This window comes from Cupriavidus sp. SW-Y-13 (assembly GCF_009793345.1).
Taxonomy (GTDB): domain Bacteria; phylum Pseudomonadota; class Gammaproteobacteria; order Burkholderiales; family Burkholderiaceae; genus Cupriavidus.
Window position 1 is genome coordinate 2,147,045 of sequence record NZ_WHLX01000002.1, and the last position, 16,243, is coordinate 2,163,287.

Here is a 16,243-nt window from a genome sequence, read left to right on the forward strand (position 1 = left end):
TCCCGCATGGCGGGAGAGGGGTTGGGGGAGAGGGCGGGAGGTTCTGCTTGCCGACATAGTCGCAATTTGAACGGCTGGCCCTCTCCCCCGCCCCTCTCCCGCAAGCGGGAGAGGGGAGCAAACCAACAGCAACTAGTTAGTCATTCGCCGCCGCCCTCGGCAAAAACTCATTACCTTCCGTCAACGGCGCATACCGGTACGTCGCCGGTGTCCGGCTCAGTTTGATCGGCGCACCCAGTCCCTTGTAGCCGCCTTCCATCTCCACCACCATCTCGCGATGCGCGGTGTGCGGATGGTTCAATGCATCGGGCACCGATAGTACCGGCGCGCACGGCACGCCTGCTGCGGCGAGTTCATCGGCCAGTGCCTTGCCGTCCCACGTCGCCATCTGCGATTCCAGCGTGCCTTTCAGCATCGCGCGATTCACCGAACGGGCACCTGCCGTGGCAAAGCGTTCGTCGTCGGCCAGTTCGGGCACGCCGATATGTGCGCAAAGGAGGCGGAACTGGCGATCGTTGCCTACTGCCAGGAAGACCGGATCGGTGGCCGTCGCCACGGTGTCGTACGGATAGATGTTCGGATGCGCGTTGCCGGTACGGCCCGGCGCCTTGCCGCTCATGAACCAGTTGGCCGCGTGCGGATGCAGCAGCGACAAACCCGAGTCATAGAGCGCGGCTTCGACGAACTGTCCGCGTCCGCTGCGCTCGCGCTCTTGCAGTGCCAGCAGCACGCCAAGTGCTGCGTTGAGACCCGTGACCATATCGACCACCGGCAGTCCCACACGCAACGGTTCGCCATCGGGTTCGCCGTTGATGCTCATGATGCCGGCCATCGCCTGAATCGCTGCGTCGTAGCCGGGCAAACCTCCAAGCGGACCATCGGCGCCGAAGCCCGACACGCGGCAATGCACCAGGCGCGGAAAGCGCTGCGACAACGCATCGAAGCCGATACCCCACTTCTCCATCGTGCCGGTCTTGAAGTTCTCGACGAGCACATCGGCTTCGGCCAGCAACGCCATCAACACTTCGCGATCAGCATCGGCGGTGAGGTCGAGCTTCATCACGCGCTTGTTGCGGTTCAGCCCGAAATAGTAGGACGCCACGCCATCGCGGAACGGCGGCCCCCAGGTGCGCGTGTCATCGCCCTGCGGCGGTTCGATCTTGAGCACGTCGGCGCCGTGATCGCCCAGGATCTGTCCGCAGAACGGACCGCCCAGGATGCGCGACAGATCGACTACGCGGATGCCGGCCAGCGCGCCGGTACGGGATGGCGTCATGTCTCTTCCTTGTATTTTTTAGCGATGCATCAGTCGAGCTGTGCACCGGATTTCTGCACCACGCCCCGCCACTTGCTCACTTCCGATTTCACGAACGTGCCAAGCTGCTCGGGCGATGTGGACGGCGCCAGTTCCAGCCCCTGCGCCAGCAATGTCTTGCGGACTTCGGGCTGTTGCAGGGCATCGGCAAACGCGTGGTTGAGCTTGCCGATCACTTGTGCAGGCGTGCCCGCCGGTGCCACCACGCCAAAGAATACCGAAACATCGAAGCCGGCAACACCCTGCTCGGCAACGGTGGGCACATCGGGCAATGCCTGCGAGCGGCCCTTGGTGGTCACGCCCAACGCACGCACCTTGCCGCTCTTGATGAACGGCAGCGCGGTCAGTACATCGGTGAACGTCATGCTGACCTGTCCGCCGAGCAGATCGTTCAGCGCCGGACCCGTGCCCTTGTATGGCACATGCTGGAAGTCCGTGCCGGCCAGGTTGTTGAACAGCACGCCTGCCAGATGCGACGACGCGCCATTCCCCGACGATGCATACGTCAGCTTGCCCGGATGCGCCTTGCCATACGCGATCAGTTCCTGCACGTTCTTCGCGGGCACGTTCGCGTTGACCACCAGCACGTTGGGCAACTGGCCGATCTGGATGACCGGCGCAAAGCTCTTCACCGGGTCGTAGTTGATCTTGCGATACAGGCTCACGTTGATCGCGAGCGGCGCGGACGTGCCGAACATCAGCGTGTAGCCATCCGGCTCCGCGCGCGCCACCATCTCTGCGCCGATGTTGCCGCCAGCGCCTGCACGGTTCTCCACGATCACCGGCTGGCCCAGACTGTTTTTCAGTGCGGCGGCCAGCGTGCGGGCCATCGCATCGGTGGGACCACCGGGTGGGTAGGTCACCACGAGCATGATCGGCTTGCTCGGAAAATCCTTTTGTGCAAAAGCAGGCGTGACGGTTGCGCAGAACGCGCAGGCGGCAAGCGCGGCGAGCGCCGCGCGGCGGTGCCATTGGGGCATGGTTGTCTCCGGATGAATCTAGTTATTGGGTATTGCGTGCGGAATGTCAGAACACGTTGATCTGGTCGACGCGCTCCGCTGCGCGCACCGCGCCATCGGCGGGCGGTGCCACGGTATCGGCCAGCCAGTCAGGCTCTGTGCCACCGGTCAACGGATCTTGCGGCAGCACGCGATGCACGAGCACCAGTTGCGCCAGCCGCATGCGGCGTGCCGAGCCAATACGTCCTGCTTCCCACGCCATGGCCACGGCGCTGGTCACGTGATAGAGCGCCGACCCTGCCTGCCGCGCGAGCACGTCGCCATCGGCGCCCGCATCGGCAGCACGCGATGCCAGTGCGGCAGCATTGGCGATGGCGCGTTCGAATGTGGCGCGTGCTTCGGCATGAAGCGGGGTGTCCTTCAGCAGCGTGGCCAGATGGGCCTGCAGCACGGGCAGCGAGCCTTCGCGGCGAATCGCGCGCAGCACGTCGAGTGCGACGATATTGCTCGTGCCTTCCCAGATCGACCCGAGGTGCGCGTCACGCACGAGTCGCGGATCGCTCCATTCCTCGATATAACCGCAGCCGCCGCGGATTTCCATCGCATCGCCGGTCACCTTGCGCGCATCGCGGCACGCGCGGAACTTGATCAGCGGCGTCAGGATGCGCATCAGCGGATACGCATCGGCTTCGCCTGCATCGGCACGGCGCAATGCCTCGGCGGTCTGGAACACCATCGTGCGCGCCTGCTCGGTGGGCAGCGTGAGCTTGAGCAACTGGCGGCGCATCAGCGGCATGTCAGTAAGCCGCTTGCCGAACGCGCGACGCTCGCGAGCGATGAACTGGCCTTCGGTCAGCGCACGACGCATCAGCCCCGCCGCGCGCACACCGTTCGACAACCGCGAGTTGTTGATCATGTCGGCCATCTGCACAAAGCCCCGGCCCGGCTCGCCCACCAGATGCGCGTGCGCACCTTCGAGACGGATTTCGCCGCTGGCCATCGATCGCGTGCCGAGCTTGTCCTTGAGACGGATGATGCGATAGTGGTTCGTACTGCCATCGGTCAACGTACGCGGCAGCAGAAACAGCGACACGCCCTTGATGCCATCGACGCTCGACCCATCGGCTTCTTCCATGCGCGCCAGCACCATGGCGAGTGCCGCGTCGGGATTCGAGCAGAACCACTTGTCGCCCACCAGTCGCCAGCCGCCTTCGGCCTGCGGATCGCGGATGGCGCGCGTGGCGGTGGCCGCAACATCGGAGCCGGCGCCCTGCTCGGTCATGAACATCGCGCCCTGATACAGATCGTCGAACACCTGCGTGGTGAGGTTCGGCAGGAAGCGCTCAACGAGTTCAGGATCGCCGAACTTGCGCAGGGTGCGCGTCAGCGAATCGGTCATCGACAGCGGGCAGCACAGGCCGAACTCCGCCTGCACGAAGAGGTACGTCAGCGCGTACTTGGCTGCGGGCGGCATCGGCTTGTCCCAGCCCAGCACGCCGCCACGATGCGATGCCGCGGCCAGCCCGAACTCGGCAAACGCCACACGCTCCAGCTCGATATACGACGGATGCTTGTGGATCTGCTGCGCATCCATGCCGCTACGTGTGCGGTGAGAGAGGGTCGGCGGCGCGTGGTCCGCTTCGTTGGCCAGCGTGTCGAGCACGCCACCGGCCAGCGCACCCATGCGCTCCAGATGCGGCAGCAGGTGGTTGAACAGATCTGCGGGCAGGTAGAGCGGCAGCAGCGCGCGCAGGTCAGGGTCGGCGGTGAACAGGCTGGCGCCGTGGCGATCCGGTACGGGGTGCGCCGCTTCGGGGACAGCGAGAACGGCGGCAGGGGCGACGGCAGGGGCGGCGCTGGTCATGAATATCGTCTCCGGAAGGTCCCTGCCCTGCAGAACGCGTTCGACGAATGCTTTCTAACGCAGCGGGCGGGATGGTTTGGGACCATTATTCGATCGGCAACGATTCGCGTCCAATTCTAAAATTGGCTTGATCCATACAAAATTCATATCACCATGGAATTCCGCCACCTCCGCTATTTCCTCGTGCTGGCCGAGGAACTGCACTTCGGACGCGCCGCCCGGCGGCTATCGATCTCCCAGCCCCCGCTGTCGCTGAACATCCAGCAACTGGAGGCGTCGGTGGGCGCCCGGCTATTCGAGCGCGACAGCCGGGGCGTGCGGCTCACGGCGGCGGGGCGGGCATTTCGGGAATCGGCGTCGGCCTTGCTTGCGCAGGCGGAGTCGGCCCGGCTACTGGCACGCGAGATCGAGGCGGGGGCGGTGGGCAGGCTACGCATCGGCTTTGTGGGGTCGATGTTGTATCGCGGGCTGCCGCAGTGGCTCCAGGATTTCCAGGCGCGCTACCCCGGCATCCACGTGGCGCTGACGGAACTCAACTCGCAGGAGCAGATCGACGCGCTGCTGCATGGCGAACTCGACGCGGGCTTCGTCCACACCAGCCGTGTACCCGACGAACTGGCTGCCACACTGGCCCATACCGAGCCGTTTGTCTGCTGCATGCCTGCCGATCATCCGCTGGCCGCGCAGGATACCGTGGCGTTCGCGGAGCTGCGCGGCGAACCGTTCGTGCTGTTCTCGCGCAAGGCGTCGCCTGACTACTACACCCGCATTTTCGACATGTGTGCCGCGCACGGCTTCTCTCCGCGCATCCGGCACGAGGTGCGGCACTGGCTCTCGGTGGTCTCCCTCGTCTCGCAGGGCATGGGCGTGGCATTGGTCCCGGCTGCAATGGAACGCTCGGGCATGGCCGGGGCGGCATTCCGGCCCCTGCGTGAGGCCACGGTGCCGTCTGAAGTCTTTTGTGTGTGGAAAAAGACACCTGACCACCCTGCGCGCGATCATTTCGTCGCCACGATCCAGGTGGCCGCCGGGCATCCCGGGCACTAGAATGGCCGACCAAAGAAAAAAGCCACCGGCCCAAAGGCCAGTGGCTGTGAAGTACGCGTGGAACGGGGTGTTCAGCGTGCTGGTAGCTTATTCCGGCCGGTACGGCGGACCAATACCACAAATGTGGTATTCGGAAGGATCGCGGGCCGGAGCGTGCCGATTAGTGCATCGGACGATGGGAATCCACCCGTTTGGATGTTTCTTGTTCCATTCATCCTGCCACCACCGTTCGAACATGAAATTTCTGTCATCTGCGCGCAAGGGATGGCTTACGAACGGCTTTCGGCGCGGAAATCGTACGGATGCTATACAATCGAGAACGATTTTTATTTACCTGCGCAACAGGATTCCCCTGTTTTTTCCTCTGCGTGCGGCGGTCACTTCCGCCCCCTCTGGACTGGAACCCCACAATGCGGTTGTCTGAATTGCCCCGGCGAACTGTCGCCACAGTGAAATCGGTGGATGACACCACCCCGAACGATCCCGTGGCGCGACGTCTGCGCGATCTGGGATTCGTACCGGGCGAAACCGTGCAGATCATCGCCTTCGGTCCTTTCGGCAAGGACCCGATGGTGGCCCAGGTGGGCTACACCCGGTTTGCCCTGCGCCGTATCGAAGCCGCGCGCATTACGGTGGAAGTGGCCAGCGCCTCGGTCTCCAGCATCGCCCCTGCCAGCCAGGAAGCTTCCGACGCGGCCCAGCGCATCGCCTGACCGCCCGAACGCCCGAAACGCCAGACCGTCCGATCACCTGCACAGCCCGTCCGCCGCCAGGATCTCTCGCCCATCATGTCAGCAGCTCCGAATTCGTCCGCCCTGCGCATTGCGCTGGTCGGCAACCCCAATTGCGGCAAGACCGCACTGTTCAACCGCCTGACCGGTAGCCGCCAGAAGGTAGCCAACTACGCTGGCGTCACGGTGGAGCGCAAGGAAGGCTTCTTCACGTCGCCGGCCGGCCGCACCGTCCGCATCCTTGACCTGCCGGGCGCCTACAGCTTGCATTCCGCCAGCCTCGACGAAGCCATCACCCGTGAGGTCTGCATGGGCCAGCGGGCCGACGAGCCGCGTCCGGACCTGCTGGTCTCGGTGGTGGATGCCACCAACCTGCGCCTGCACCTGCGGTTCGTGCTCGAACTGCGCCGCCTGGGCCTGCCCATGGTGGTGGTGCTCAACATGAGCGACTCCGCCGCACGCCGTGGCATCCTGATCGACCGCGAAGCGCTGTCTCAGGCGCTGGGCGTGCCTGTGGTGCAGACCGTCGCGGTCAAACGCGACGGCGCCGCCGCGCTGGTGGGGCTGTTCGACGAAACGCTGCCGCCGGCCCTGCCCGCCCAACCTCTCGATAGCGTGTCCGAACTCGACACCCACGCCGAGGTGAAGCGCCTGCTGGACGCCGCCGTGACGATGCCCGCGCGCACCGCACGCATCGACGATGCGGTGGACCGTGTGGTCCTGCATCCCGTGTTCGGCCTCGTCATCCTGGCCGTGCTGCTGTTCTTCATGTTCCAGGCCGTGTTCTCGTGGGCCGAGCCGATGATGGACGGTATCGAGGGCGGTGTGCACTGGCTGGGCGAAGTCGTGGGCGCGATGATGCCCGACGGCATGCTCAAGAGCCTGCTCGTGGACGGCATGATCGCGGGCCTGGGCAGCGTGATCGTGTTCCTGCCGCAGATTCTGATCCTCTTCCTGTTCATCCTCACGCTGGAAGAGTCGGGCTACCTGCCGCGCGCCGCGTTCCTGCTGGACCGCCTGATGATGGGAGCCGGCCTGTCGGGCCGCTCGTTCATTCCGCTACTGTCAAGCTTCGCCTGCGCGATCCCCGGCATCATGGCCACGCGCACGATCCAGGACCCGCGCGACCGCCTGACCACGATCCTCGTGGCGCCGCTGATGACCTGCTCGGCGCGGCTGCCGGTGTACGCGCTGCTGATCGGCGCCTTCATTCCGGAACGCACCGTGGCCGGCCTGTTCAACCTGCAGGGTCTGGTCCTGTTCGCCCTGTACGTGGCCGGTATCGTCAGCGCGCTGGTGGTGGCCTACGTGCTCAAGTGGTTCCGCCGCGACCGCACCGACCATCCGCTGCTGATGGAGTTGCCGTCGTACCGCGTGCCGAATCCGCGCGATATCGCCATCGGCCTGTGGGAGCGCGCCCGGATCTTCCTGTCGCGCGTGGGCAAGGTGATCCTGACGCTGACGGTTCTGCTGTGGTTCCTGGCCACGTTCCCGTCGCCGCCGGACGGCGCCACCCAGCCTGCGATCGACTACAGCTTCGCCGGCATGATCGGCCGTGCGCTGGAGTATGTGTTCGCGCCGATCGGCTTCAACTGGCAGATCTGTATTGCACTGGTGCCGGGACTGGCTGCACGCGAAGTGGCAGTTGGCGCGCTGGCGACGGTATATGCGCTGTCAGGTAGCGACGAGGTCGTGTCCGTTCAACTGGCCCCGATGATCGCCGCGCAATGGTCGCTGGCCACGGCGCTGTCGCTGCTGGCGTGGTACGTATTCGCCCCGCAATGCATCTCCACGCTGGCCGTGATCAAGCGCGAGACCAACTCCTGGAAGGTGATGGCCGTCTCGGCCGCCTATCTGACCGGACTGGCCTACTTTGCCTCGTTCGTCACGTACCGCGTGGCGCTGGCATTCAGCTAAATCGACGGAAACTGGCAACACGCAACCGGGTCAAACGGCCATGACGCTCTATCACGCCTTTGAAACCATCGTGGTCCCCCTGATCGTGCTGGCCTGTGCCCTGCATGTGGCGGGCCGATACATGCCCCGCACGCGCGAGCGCACCAAGGCCAGCCTGGCCGCGGCACTAGGGGGCGCGTCGGCACCGGGCTGGCGCGGCTGGCTGGCCCGCCGGCTCTCGCCCACGCAGGCGGCGGGCTGCGCATCCGGATGCGAGACGAGCAGCGGATGCAATACGTGCGGCTCGAATACCTCGGGCGGCTCGGGTTCATCGGCCGGCGGCAAGGCTAGTGACGAACAGGTCATACGTTTCGTACGAAAGACCTGATCCGATATCCAAACGGAAAACAAGAACGGCGACCTCGGGGTCGCCGTTTTGGTTTGGATCGCCGAGAAAATCCGGCACGCAGAAACGGGTACGCATTTTATCGCGTTGGGTTTCGCCCCTCTCCCACGGTGTGGGAGAGGGGAGCCAGACTAGGAGGGCAGAACCCAACTACTGCGCAGTCCCCGGAATCATCAGCGAGACCGGCGTGTCGGTGCCGGCCGTGCAGGTGGCCTTGAGCATGAACGGTCCTGAGCCAGTCGGCACGATGTTGCGCGAGTTGTCCGTCAATGCCGGCGTCAGCGTAACCGGGCCGCTCACCACGCTCCAGGCCCAGGTGCCATTGCAGTTCATGATGCCGTTGTCGATGCCACGCTCCATGACGTGTGCCGCCACCGGGATGCCGCCGCCCGGCACCACCAGGGGGTTCGGGCCGTCATAGACCAGTGCCCACTTCGGGGTCTCGGTGACCAGCAGCGAGGCGCGTGGCTTGGCGGACAGCGTCAGGCTGCTAGCCATTTCCGAGAGCACACTCTGCAGCGGCAGCGACCCGTTCGGCCGGCTCGTGGTCACCGTGGTGACGTGCGTGGTGCCGTTGATCAGCGCTGCCAGCGAGGGCGAGGTGGTGGTGATGGTCCACAGGCCGGTGAAGTCCGCCGTGGAATCCGTATTGTCGTTGCGCACCACCTGCGAGTTGTACTGCTGCGGATAGCCGTTGAGCACGTTCAGCGCGTTGATCTGCTGGCCGTACTGCGACAGCACCAGCCGGTACGTCTGCACGGTGGTCTTGAACACCGACACCAGGAAAGCGCCGGTCAGCGTGTTGCCATCGGGCGTGGTCACCTGGACGCTGACCACCGATTGCGCCGCATTGTCGCTACTGTTCACGCCGGTCAACGTACCGACGTTGGCCGCGCCTGTTACCGTCACCGCTGCCGTGCTGCTGCGCCACGTCCAGCCGATGCCGGCCGACGAGCGATCCGCGCCGTCGCTGTCGATCAGCGAGGCCGTCACCGGCAGCACCTGGCCGTTGGTCATCGACAACACCGGATACGGCAGTGCCAGGCTGTAGGTTTTCACGCCCGGTGCCACGACGGTGATCGTCGCCGTGGTGAGCGGCAACGTCGTGGTAGCGCCGCCAGCGCCCGTCACGGTAGCCACCACATTGATCGACGCGGTGCCCGTGGCAATGCCCGTCACCAGGACGCTGCCTGGCACCGTGCCATTGGCCACGGCCGCCACAGCGCCGTTCGAGCTCGACCAGACAAAGCTTGTGGAACCTGTCACGTCGTTGCCGAGGTCGTCGACCACCGACGCCGCCAGCGTGATCGAATTGCCCACGCTAACCTGGCCCGAGGTCTGGTTCATCACCAGCGTGTAGGACTTGGCAACCGGCGTGGTGGTACCACCACCGCCGCCACCGCTGCCACCCGTGTCCGTCGGCGCGGCGGCACCGCTGCCCGATCCGCCGCCCCCACCTCCGCCGCAAGCTGCCAACATCATTGCCGTTGCCATGCAGGCGAGCCAGCTCGTCCACGTGCGTGTACGCATGATTTGTCCCCTTCGTCGTTATCGGTCCCGTTCCACCTGATAATCAATCTAGGCGCGATGGTCCGCGCGATGTACCGGCCAGAGGACTGAGCGGCAGCGTACAAAACGGGGGGAAATCATCCGTTCGGGGTAAGCCGAACGTTCGTGCGTGAGAACCCGATGTGGGCGACTGCGAGCCTGTTCGACACTGCTGGCGAGCTGGTCGAGGAATGCACCCCCGTTGACGGCACTACGGGTTTTGCACTACTCTGCGTCAGTCGTCTGCCACACGCGGACGTCGATTTCCTCAGCCCCCGCTTTCAGCCCGAATGCACGCAATCGCCCTCAACCTCCGCCACGCCGCCGATGCCCTGCGCATCGATGTCGCCGTGCGCGCGCGCGTTGCCGGCCTGCTGGGCGCTTCCTCGCTACTGCTAGACCTACCGATCGGTTGCCGGGCCTAGAGCCCGTGGCAAGCTCGGCAGCCCTCAGCCTCTTTTTCCGTTTGACTTGAGACGTCCGCACGACGGTCCGTCTCGTCCCAACTTCCTTAGCGAGGGAGAACACTCATGCCCATGTTGCGCAACCCCAGCACCAAATACCGTCCCGCCACCGTTGTCGATTTGCCTGACCGCACCTGGCCGTCGCGCCAGATCACGCGTGCGCCGCGCTGGATGAGCACCGATCTGCGCGATGGCAACCAGGCACTGATCGAGCCGATGAATGGCGAGCGCAAGCTCCGCTTCTTCGAGCAACTGGTCAAGGTTGGCATCAAGGAAATCGAAGTCGCGTTCCCGTCCGCATCGCAGACAGATTTTGACTTTGTGCGCATGCTGATCGAGGAGAATCGCATTCCGGACGACGTCACCATCGTCGTACTCACGCAGGCCCGCGAAGACCTGATCCGCCGCACCGTGGAATCGGTGCGCGGCGCCAAACGCGCTACCGTCCATCTGTACAACCCCATCGCACCGGCCTGGCGTCGCATCGTCTTCAATGCCTCGCGCGAGGAGATCAAGGAGGTGGCCGTGGCCGGCACCCGCCTGATCCGCGAACTGACCGATGCGATGCCCGGCACAGCATGGTCGTACGAATACTCCCCGGAGACCTTCAGCCTCGCAGAACTCGATTTCTCGCTGGAAGTTTCCGATGCGGTCTCGGCAGTGTGGCAACCCGACGCCACGCGTCCGATGATCCTGAACCTGCCGACCACGGTGGAATGCAGCACGCCCAATATCTTTGCGGACCAGATCGAATGGATGCACCGCAAGCTTGCGCGCCGCGAACACATCGTGCTGTCGGTTCATCCACACAATGACCGGGGCACCGCCGTCGCTGCGGCAGAACTGGCCGTGATGGCTGGCGCGGACCGCGTGGAAGGCTGCCTCTTCGGCAACGGCGAGCGCACCGGCAACGTGGACCTCGTCACGCTGGGGCTGAACCTCTACACGCAGGGCGTGGATCCCGAACTGGATTTTTCCGATATCGACGAAGTCAGGCAGTGCGTGGAGCATTGCAACCAGCTGCCCGTGCATCCGCGTCATCCGTATGTTGGCGACCTCGTCTTTACGGCATTCTCCGGCTCGCACCAGGACGCCATCCGCAAGGGCTTTGCGCAGCAGAAGCCCGACGCGATCTGGGAAGTGCCCTACCTCCCTATCGACCCGGCCGATCTCGGCCGCAGCTACGACGCGGTGATCCGCGTGAACAGCCAGTCGGGCAAGGGCGGCATGGCGTATCTGCTGGAACAGGTGCATGGCATCTTCATGCCGCGCCGGCTGCAGATCGAGTTCAGCCGCGCGGTGCAGGTCATGACCGACGAGACCGGCCTGGAGGCCAGCGCCGAGGATCTCTACGCGCTGTTCCGCCGCGAATACCTCGATGTGGATGCGCCGATTCGCCACGTCTCGCATCGCATGGTATCGAACGGCGACAGCGTGGAGATCGAGATGGAGCTGGTACGCGACGGCCAGCCCGTACGCGTGCGCGGCGCGGGCAACGGCCCGATCGATGCGGCCGTGGATGCCTTCTCGCGCGGCCTGGGGATCGCGGTGCGCGTGATGGACTATCACGAGCACGCCATGACCACCGGCGCCAACGCCAATGCGGCCTGCTATGTGGAAGTACGCGTGGGCGATTCGCCGACGGGGTTCGGCGCAGGCGTGGATACCAGCATCGTCACGGCATCGCTGAAGGCGGTGATCTCCGGCGTCAACCGACACCTCGCTGCGCGTGACGGCGGGCAGGCGAAGGCCGCCTGACGGGGCGCAGTCTCTCTGCAGACCAGGAATCGGACTCGGAAGAATCCGATAACGTCATGAGAAAAACGGTGTGCCCTGCCCCCACAGGGCACACCAGCAAAGACGTCCTTGCGGACGCCCACGACATGCGCGGTGCACAAACCACGTGCGCACAGCGTACGGGTGGGCGTCGGCGGACGCCACGAATAAAACCGCATGTAAATAGAAGCATCGGGGCACAAGCGCAAGCCCCTGACGATTGAATGAGCGGGCGGTGTCGCGTGTTGGCGACGCATACGCGCCCCGGACCTATCGGCTGCACACCAATTGTTTTGGGTCAAAGTCCGACGGATTGGCAGCGGACACACTGGTCGCACTTTTTCGATGTTAAGTGCCCAGACCCCATGACTACTATCACCACTCCCCGCCGCAAGACTGTCGCTTCCTCGATCTGCATGGCGCTCGCTGCCGCCACCATCGGCACGCTGTCCGCACCCGCCTTTGCCGCCGATGAAGGCCAGAGCAACTGGATGGTCCGCCTGCGCGGCACCTACCTGGACATGTCGAACAAGTCGGACCCGGTCGGCGGCGTGGGCGCCTCGGACCGCATCCACGTCAACAACAAGTGGATTCCGGAAGTCGACATCACGTACTTCATCGTGCCGCACATCGCCGCCGAACTTGTGCTGACGTACCCGCAGAAGCAGAACGTGAGCCTCGATGGCGCGAAGATCGGCACGTTCAAGCATCTGCCGCCGAGCCTGCTGCTGCAATATCACTTCCTGCCGAACGGCACGTTCCGTCCGTACGTCGGTGCCGGCGTCAACGTGACCCGCATCTACGGCGCGGACCTGGCAGGTGGCACGCTGGGCCTCGACCGCTGGAGTGTGGGCCCTGCGCTGCAGATCGGCATGGACTACAAGATCAACAAGAACTGGTTCCTGAACGTGGACGCCAAGAAGGTCTGGATCTCCAGCAACGTCTACTCTGGCTCGACCAAGGTCTCGACCGTCAACCTCGATCCGTGGCTGTTCAGCGCGGGCGTCGGCTACCGCTTCTGATTCTCCTCGCTTGTACCTTTGCAGCACCTGGAAGGGTTGTCTATCCGGCGCCCTCTCCGCCTCCCTGCGCGCGGCAATCCCGCGCGCTTTTTTATTTCTGGGGAGGCGGTAAAGAAAGGCGGAGTTGCGCGATCCTTTAGCGGAACGCCGGTTCGTCGAAGCTGCGCAGTTTGCGCGAATGCAGTTGTTCGACGCCGTTCTCGCGCAGGATGCGGATCGCTTCCAGGCCGATGGTCATATGCTGACTGACCCGCTGCCGATAGAAGGCGTTGGCCATGCCGCGCAGTTTCAGCTCGCCGTGCAGCGGCTTGTCCGAAACACACAGCAACGTGCCGTACGGCACCCGCAGGCGGAAGCCGTTGGCCGCCACCGCCGCGCTTTCCATATCGATGGCGATGGCCCGTGACTGGTTGAACCGGGCATAGAGCGCCTTCGATTTCAGTTCCCAGTTGCGGTCGTCGGTCGATACCACGGTGCCGGTCCGCATACGCGTCTTCATTTCCGTGCCCGACAAACCCGTCACGCGTGCCACCGCTTCCTGTAGCGCTACCTGGATTTCGGCAATCGGCGGCACTGGGACCCATGGCGGCAGGTCGTGGTCGAGCACATGATCGTCGCGCACGTAGGCGTGGGCCAGCACGTAGTCGCCAAGCTGCTGCGAGCGTCGCAACCCGCCGCAGTGGCCCACCATGAGCCAGCAGTGGGGACGCAGGACCGCGAGATGATCCGTCATGGTCTTGGCGTTAGACGGACCCACTCCGATATTCACGAGCGTCACGCCCAGCCCATCTTCGCGCACCAGATGGTAAGCGGGCATCTGCGGCAGGGCACGTGGGCGCGTGGCTTCCTCGGGCTCCGCGGCGCCCAGTTCCTGCACGATATCGCCGGGCTCGACGAACCTCACGTAGCCATCGCCACCGCCGTCGGCCATCAGGCCCCGGCCCAGTGCGACGAACTCGTCGACGTAGCGCTGGTAGTTTGTGAACAGCACGAAACGCTGGAAGTGTTGCGGCGCGGTGCCCGTGTAGTGGTACAGCCGCTGCAGCGCCAGATCCACGCGCTCGGCGGAGAACAGTGACAGCGGCCAGGCCTCGCCCGGCGTAGGCTCGTACGTGCCGTTGGCAATCGAATCGTCGATGCGGCTCAGCTCGGGCAGCACGAAGGATGCCTCCAGCTCGCGCGCCTGGGTGTAGCTGATGTCCGTGGTCGAGGCCTCGATCACGAACGGCAGCGGGATGGGCTGCCGGGATAGCCCCACCACCACCGGCACGCGGTGATAGCGCATCAGGCGCTCGATCTGGTCTCGGTAGTAGTCGCACAGCAGGTCGGGACGCGTCACCGTGGTGCCATAGACGCCGGGGTACGCCACCGTACCCCAGGAAGGCCGGCTGTCGGTGACCATCGTTTCCAGATTGACCGAGATGCCGAGGTAGGGATAGCAGGCGTGCGCGGCGGACGGCAGCGGCTTGCCGTGGGCGAAGGCATCGAAGCGTGCCCGCACCGCCGCCACGGAACTGTCGTAGATCTCGCGAATGCGTGCCAACGCGCTGTCGGCATCGTTGAACTCGGCCAGCTGATCGGCCGGATGGGCGGAAGAGAAGATCGGGGCATTCATGGCAGCCATCATACCGCCAGCTTCCGACGCCTGTCAGGTGTCTCGCGTGCGCGTCCGAACCGTGCGCGCCGCCGCATTCGGTGGATAAAGAGCGGCCAAAAGGCGGACAAAGTTGTTTGACGCCGCCGCATCCGCTTCGCTACACTCTGTCGCCAAATTGCGCGGCACTGGCACGACGTGCCCCGTGCGTCAATGGCTGGCGCGCATCCATGCCCTACTTTCGTCGGGGTCGGATGGCGAAATGCCGGTAGCCGGTATCACGCAGGAGGAATCGTCGATGGAAGTTCGTAACCCGTTGCCCGAGGAAATCGAGGCCGCCAGACAGCTGCTGGTTGCCAACGGTTGGGAACAGGTCAACAACCCCGAACGGTTCGCGCAACTGATCGCCAACTCCCAGCGGGTGGCGGTGGCCGTGGAGAACAGCGAGGTCATCGGCTTTGCCCGCGCGCTCTGCGACGATATCTCGAACGGCTATGTTTCGATGGTCGCCGTGGCGCCCCAGCACCGTCGCCGTGGCATCGGCCGCGCGCTGCTGCGTCATGTCATGGGCAACGATCCCGACATCACCTGGGCGCTGCGCGCCGCACGCTCCTCCGAAGCCGCGTTCTTCGGCCAGCTCGGTTTCACGCCTTCCATGGTGGCCATGGAGTGGCGCCGCCGTTAGGCCGCTTTCCCTCCTTCACAACGTTCCCTGAACACACCGCCCCTACTCGGCCATCGCGCGCCGGAAGTCCTCGGCCGTACCCATCTGGCGGAACAGCTTGCCACCGGGCGCGAAGCGGTCCGCCGAAGACAGCCCACCCACGACGACGGGATCGAATCCAGCCTCGCGCACCAGCGCCGACGCCACCATCAGCGCCTCGGCATCGTTGCCGGCCAGCGGCACGGCCATCAGCGGTGGCTTGCGATGGCTTTCCCGCGCGAATTCGCCCGCGCCGGTGAAATTGAACACCCGCACCACGCGCGCGCCGCGCAGGTATCTGGACGTGGTAGCCCCGATCCCGTTGGCCTTGACCTCCTCCACCACCGCGCCATCCCGTCCGCTGATGGCATTGGTGGCATCGAGCACGATCTTGCCGCGCCATTCGTTCTGCTGCCCAACCTCGGGCACAGCGCCATAGGGCACAGCCAGCAACAGCACGTCGGCGAACGCCACGGCCTGCGCCACAGTGCCGGCCTGCGCGAGGGGTCCGAGGCTGTCAGTCAGCGGCTTCAGGGTTTCCGGGTGGCGCGACGAGAACATCACCGGGTGCCCGGCCTTGACCCAGAGCCCGCCGATGGTGCCACCAATCTTGCCGGAGCCGATCACGCCGATCCTCGATTTGCCCTTGTCCTTGTCTCGGGTCTTGCCCGATCCCGACTGGGCCACCGCATGCGTGGCGGGTAACGCCAGCAGCAGGCTCCAGCCGCCCGCGATCAACACCCTGCGACGGCTCGCCTTCCGCCCGTGAGGTATCTGCGCCATGAGGTCTCTCCGAGAGGTCCGATCCTGTCACTCTAGGCCATCACGGCATGCGGAGCGATCAGGTTGTCACGGAACCGTCATCCCCCGTGCCTAGACTGGCGCGCGGCAACGTGCCGCGTACGACGCACGCTTGCC

General features: G+C 64.9%; 14 protein-coding genes. 8 read left to right on the forward strand and 6 right to left on the reverse strand.

The features are described from left to right. Nucleotides 1-136 precede the first annotated feature (136 nt). The 3 genes from GA566_RS25160 to GA566_RS25170 are packed head-to-tail and all read right to left on the reverse strand — an operon-like array spanning nucleotide 137 to nucleotide 4,138. Nucleotides 137-1,276: a CaiB/BaiF CoA-transferase family protein gene (locus GA566_RS25160; RefSeq protein WP_160474345.1), complete on the reverse strand. Its 1,140-nt coding sequence runs from the start codon at nucleotides 1,274-1,276 to the stop codon at nucleotides 137-139. Nucleotides 1,277-1,305: 29 nt separating this feature from the next. Then, on the reverse strand, nucleotides 1,306-2,295 hold the full coding sequence (locus GA566_RS25165; RefSeq protein WP_137928525.1) for a tripartite tricarboxylate transporter substrate binding protein: 990 nt from the start codon (nucleotides 2,293-2,295) through the stop codon (nucleotides 1,306-1,308). 46 nt (nucleotides 2,296-2,341) lie between these two features. Next, nucleotides 2,342-4,138 carry an acyl-CoA dehydrogenase family protein gene (locus tag GA566_RS25170; RefSeq protein WP_160474346.1) on the reverse strand — a complete coding sequence of 599 codons (1,797 nt, stop codon included), beginning with the start codon at nucleotides 4,136-4,138 and terminating at the stop codon, nucleotides 2,342-2,344. A gap of 153 nt (nucleotides 4,139-4,291) precedes the next feature. Between GA566_RS25170 and GA566_RS25175 the strand changes: the two genes are divergently transcribed. The 4 genes from GA566_RS25175 to GA566_RS25190 all read left to right on the forward strand — a co-directional run bounded on the left by GA566_RS25175 (nucleotide 4,292) and on the right by GA566_RS25190 (nucleotide 8,200). After that, nucleotides 4,292-5,185, forward strand: a complete 894-nt coding sequence (locus GA566_RS25175; RefSeq protein ID WP_160474347.1) for a LysR substrate-binding domain-containing protein — start codon at nucleotides 4,292-4,294, stop codon at nucleotides 5,183-5,185. A 410-nt stretch (nucleotides 5,186-5,595) separates the two neighbouring features. Next, nucleotides 5,596-5,898: a FeoA family protein gene (locus GA566_RS25180; protein WP_137928522.1), complete on the forward strand. Its 303-nt coding sequence runs from the start codon at nucleotides 5,596-5,598 to the stop codon at nucleotides 5,896-5,898. 75 nt (nucleotides 5,899-5,973) lie between these two features. Then, nucleotides 5,974-7,833 (forward strand): ferrous iron transport protein B, encoded by a 1,860-nt coding sequence (gene feoB, locus GA566_RS25185; RefSeq protein WP_137928521.1) that lies wholly within the window; start codon nucleotides 5,974-5,976, stop codon nucleotides 7,831-7,833. Between the two features lie 40 nt (nucleotides 7,834-7,873). Then, nucleotides 7,874-8,200: a DUF6587 family protein gene (locus GA566_RS25190; protein WP_160474348.1), complete on the forward strand. Its 327-nt coding sequence runs from the start codon at nucleotides 7,874-7,876 to the stop codon at nucleotides 8,198-8,200. Nucleotides 8,201-8,368: 168 nt separating this feature from the next. On the opposite strand, the gene GA566_RS25195 is transcribed toward GA566_RS25190, so the two are convergent. Then, nucleotides 8,369-9,748 (reverse strand): hypothetical protein, encoded by a 1,380-nt coding sequence (locus tag GA566_RS25195; protein WP_237380646.1) that lies wholly within the window; start codon nucleotides 9,746-9,748, stop codon nucleotides 8,369-8,371. Between the two features lie 308 nt (nucleotides 9,749-10,056). Here GA566_RS25195 and GA566_RS33575 point away from each other — a divergent pair, with 308 nt between their 5' ends. From GA566_RS33575 to GA566_RS25205, 3 genes are all read left to right on the forward strand, one after another. After that, nucleotides 10,057-10,191, forward strand: coding sequence for a hypothetical protein (locus tag GA566_RS33575; RefSeq protein ID WP_255459485.1), 135 nt, complete (start codon nucleotides 10,057-10,059; stop codon nucleotides 10,189-10,191). A gap of 111 nt (nucleotides 10,192-10,302) precedes the next feature. Continuing rightward, nucleotides 10,303-11,988: a 2-isopropylmalate synthase gene (leuA, locus tag GA566_RS25200; protein WP_202126950.1), complete on the forward strand. Its 1,686-nt coding sequence runs from the start codon at nucleotides 10,303-10,305 to the stop codon at nucleotides 11,986-11,988. 383 nt (nucleotides 11,989-12,371) lie between these two features. Further along, the gene (locus tag GA566_RS25205; protein ID WP_370459352.1) at nucleotides 12,372-13,028 is read left to right on the forward strand and encodes an OmpW family protein; all 657 of its coding nucleotides are present in this window, start codon (nucleotides 12,372-12,374) and stop codon (nucleotides 13,026-13,028) included. A 136-nt stretch (nucleotides 13,029-13,164) separates the two neighbouring features. Here the strand turns inward: GA566_RS25205 and GA566_RS25210 are convergent, their stop codons facing one another. Further along, nucleotides 13,165-14,655, reverse strand: coding sequence for an AMP nucleosidase (locus tag GA566_RS25210; RefSeq protein WP_137927550.1), 1,491 nt, complete (start codon nucleotides 14,653-14,655; stop codon nucleotides 13,165-13,167). Between the two features lie 265 nt (nucleotides 14,656-14,920). Between GA566_RS25210 and GA566_RS25215 the strand changes: the two genes are divergently transcribed. Then, nucleotides 14,921-15,307 (forward strand): GNAT family N-acetyltransferase, encoded by a 387-nt coding sequence (locus tag GA566_RS25215; protein WP_160474752.1) that lies wholly within the window; start codon nucleotides 14,921-14,923, stop codon nucleotides 15,305-15,307. A 42-nt stretch (nucleotides 15,308-15,349) separates the two neighbouring features. Here the strand turns inward: GA566_RS25215 and GA566_RS25220 are convergent, their stop codons facing one another. Next, nucleotides 15,350-16,108, reverse strand: coding sequence for an NADPH-dependent F420 reductase (locus GA566_RS25220; protein ID WP_137927551.1), 759 nt, complete (start codon nucleotides 16,106-16,108; stop codon nucleotides 15,350-15,352). Nucleotides 16,109-16,243 lie beyond the last annotated feature (135 nt).

What these genes read in the sequence shown, in the direction of transcription:
- GA566_RS25210 (WP_137927550.1), bottom strand. Translation starts at nt 14,655, where the DNA reads ATGATGGCTGCCATGAATGCCCCGATCTTCTCTTCCGCCCATCCGGCC.
- GA566_RS25215 (WP_160474752.1), top strand. Translation starts at nt 14,921, where the DNA reads ATGGAAGTTCGTAACCCGTTGCCCGAGGAAATCGAGGCCGCCAGACAG.
- GA566_RS25170 (WP_160474346.1), bottom strand. Translation starts at nt 4,138, where the DNA reads ATGACCAGCGCCGCCCCTGCCGTCGCCCCTGCCGCCGTTCTCGCTGTC.
- GA566_RS25175 (WP_160474347.1), top strand. Translation starts at nt 4,292, where the DNA reads ATGGAATTCCGCCACCTCCGCTATTTCCTCGTGCTGGCCGAGGAACTG.
- GA566_RS25160 (WP_160474345.1), bottom strand. Translation starts at nt 1,276, where the DNA reads ATGACGCCATCCCGTACCGGCGCGCTGGCCGGCATCCGCGTAGTCGAT.
- GA566_RS25205 (WP_370459352.1), top strand. Translation starts at nt 12,372, where the DNA reads ATGACTACTATCACCACTCCCCGCCGCAAGACTGTCGCTTCCTCGATC.
- GA566_RS33575 (WP_255459485.1), top strand. Translation starts at nt 10,057, where the DNA reads ATGCACGCAATCGCCCTCAACCTCCGCCACGCCGCCGATGCCCTGCGC.
- GA566_RS25190 (WP_160474348.1), top strand. Translation starts at nt 7,874, where the DNA reads ATGACGCTCTATCACGCCTTTGAAACCATCGTGGTCCCCCTGATCGTG.
- leuA (WP_202126950.1), top strand. Translation starts at nt 10,303, where the DNA reads ATGTTGCGCAACCCCAGCACCAAATACCGTCCCGCCACCGTTGTCGAT.
- GA566_RS25220 (WP_137927551.1), bottom strand. Translation starts at nt 16,108, where the DNA reads ATGGCGCAGATACCTCACGGGCGGAAGGCGAGCCGTCGCAGGGTGTTG.
- GA566_RS25165 (WP_137928525.1), bottom strand. Translation starts at nt 2,295, where the DNA reads ATGCCCCAATGGCACCGCCGCGCGGCGCTCGCCGCGCTTGCCGCCTGC.
- GA566_RS25180 (WP_137928522.1), top strand. Translation starts at nt 5,596, where the DNA reads ATGCGGTTGTCTGAATTGCCCCGGCGAACTGTCGCCACAGTGAAATCG.
- GA566_RS25195 (WP_237380646.1), bottom strand. Translation starts at nt 9,748, where the DNA reads ATGCGTACACGCACGTGGACGAGCTGGCTCGCCTGCATGGCAACGGCA.
- feoB (WP_137928521.1), top strand. Translation starts at nt 5,974, where the DNA reads ATGTCAGCAGCTCCGAATTCGTCCGCCCTGCGCATTGCGCTGGTCGGC.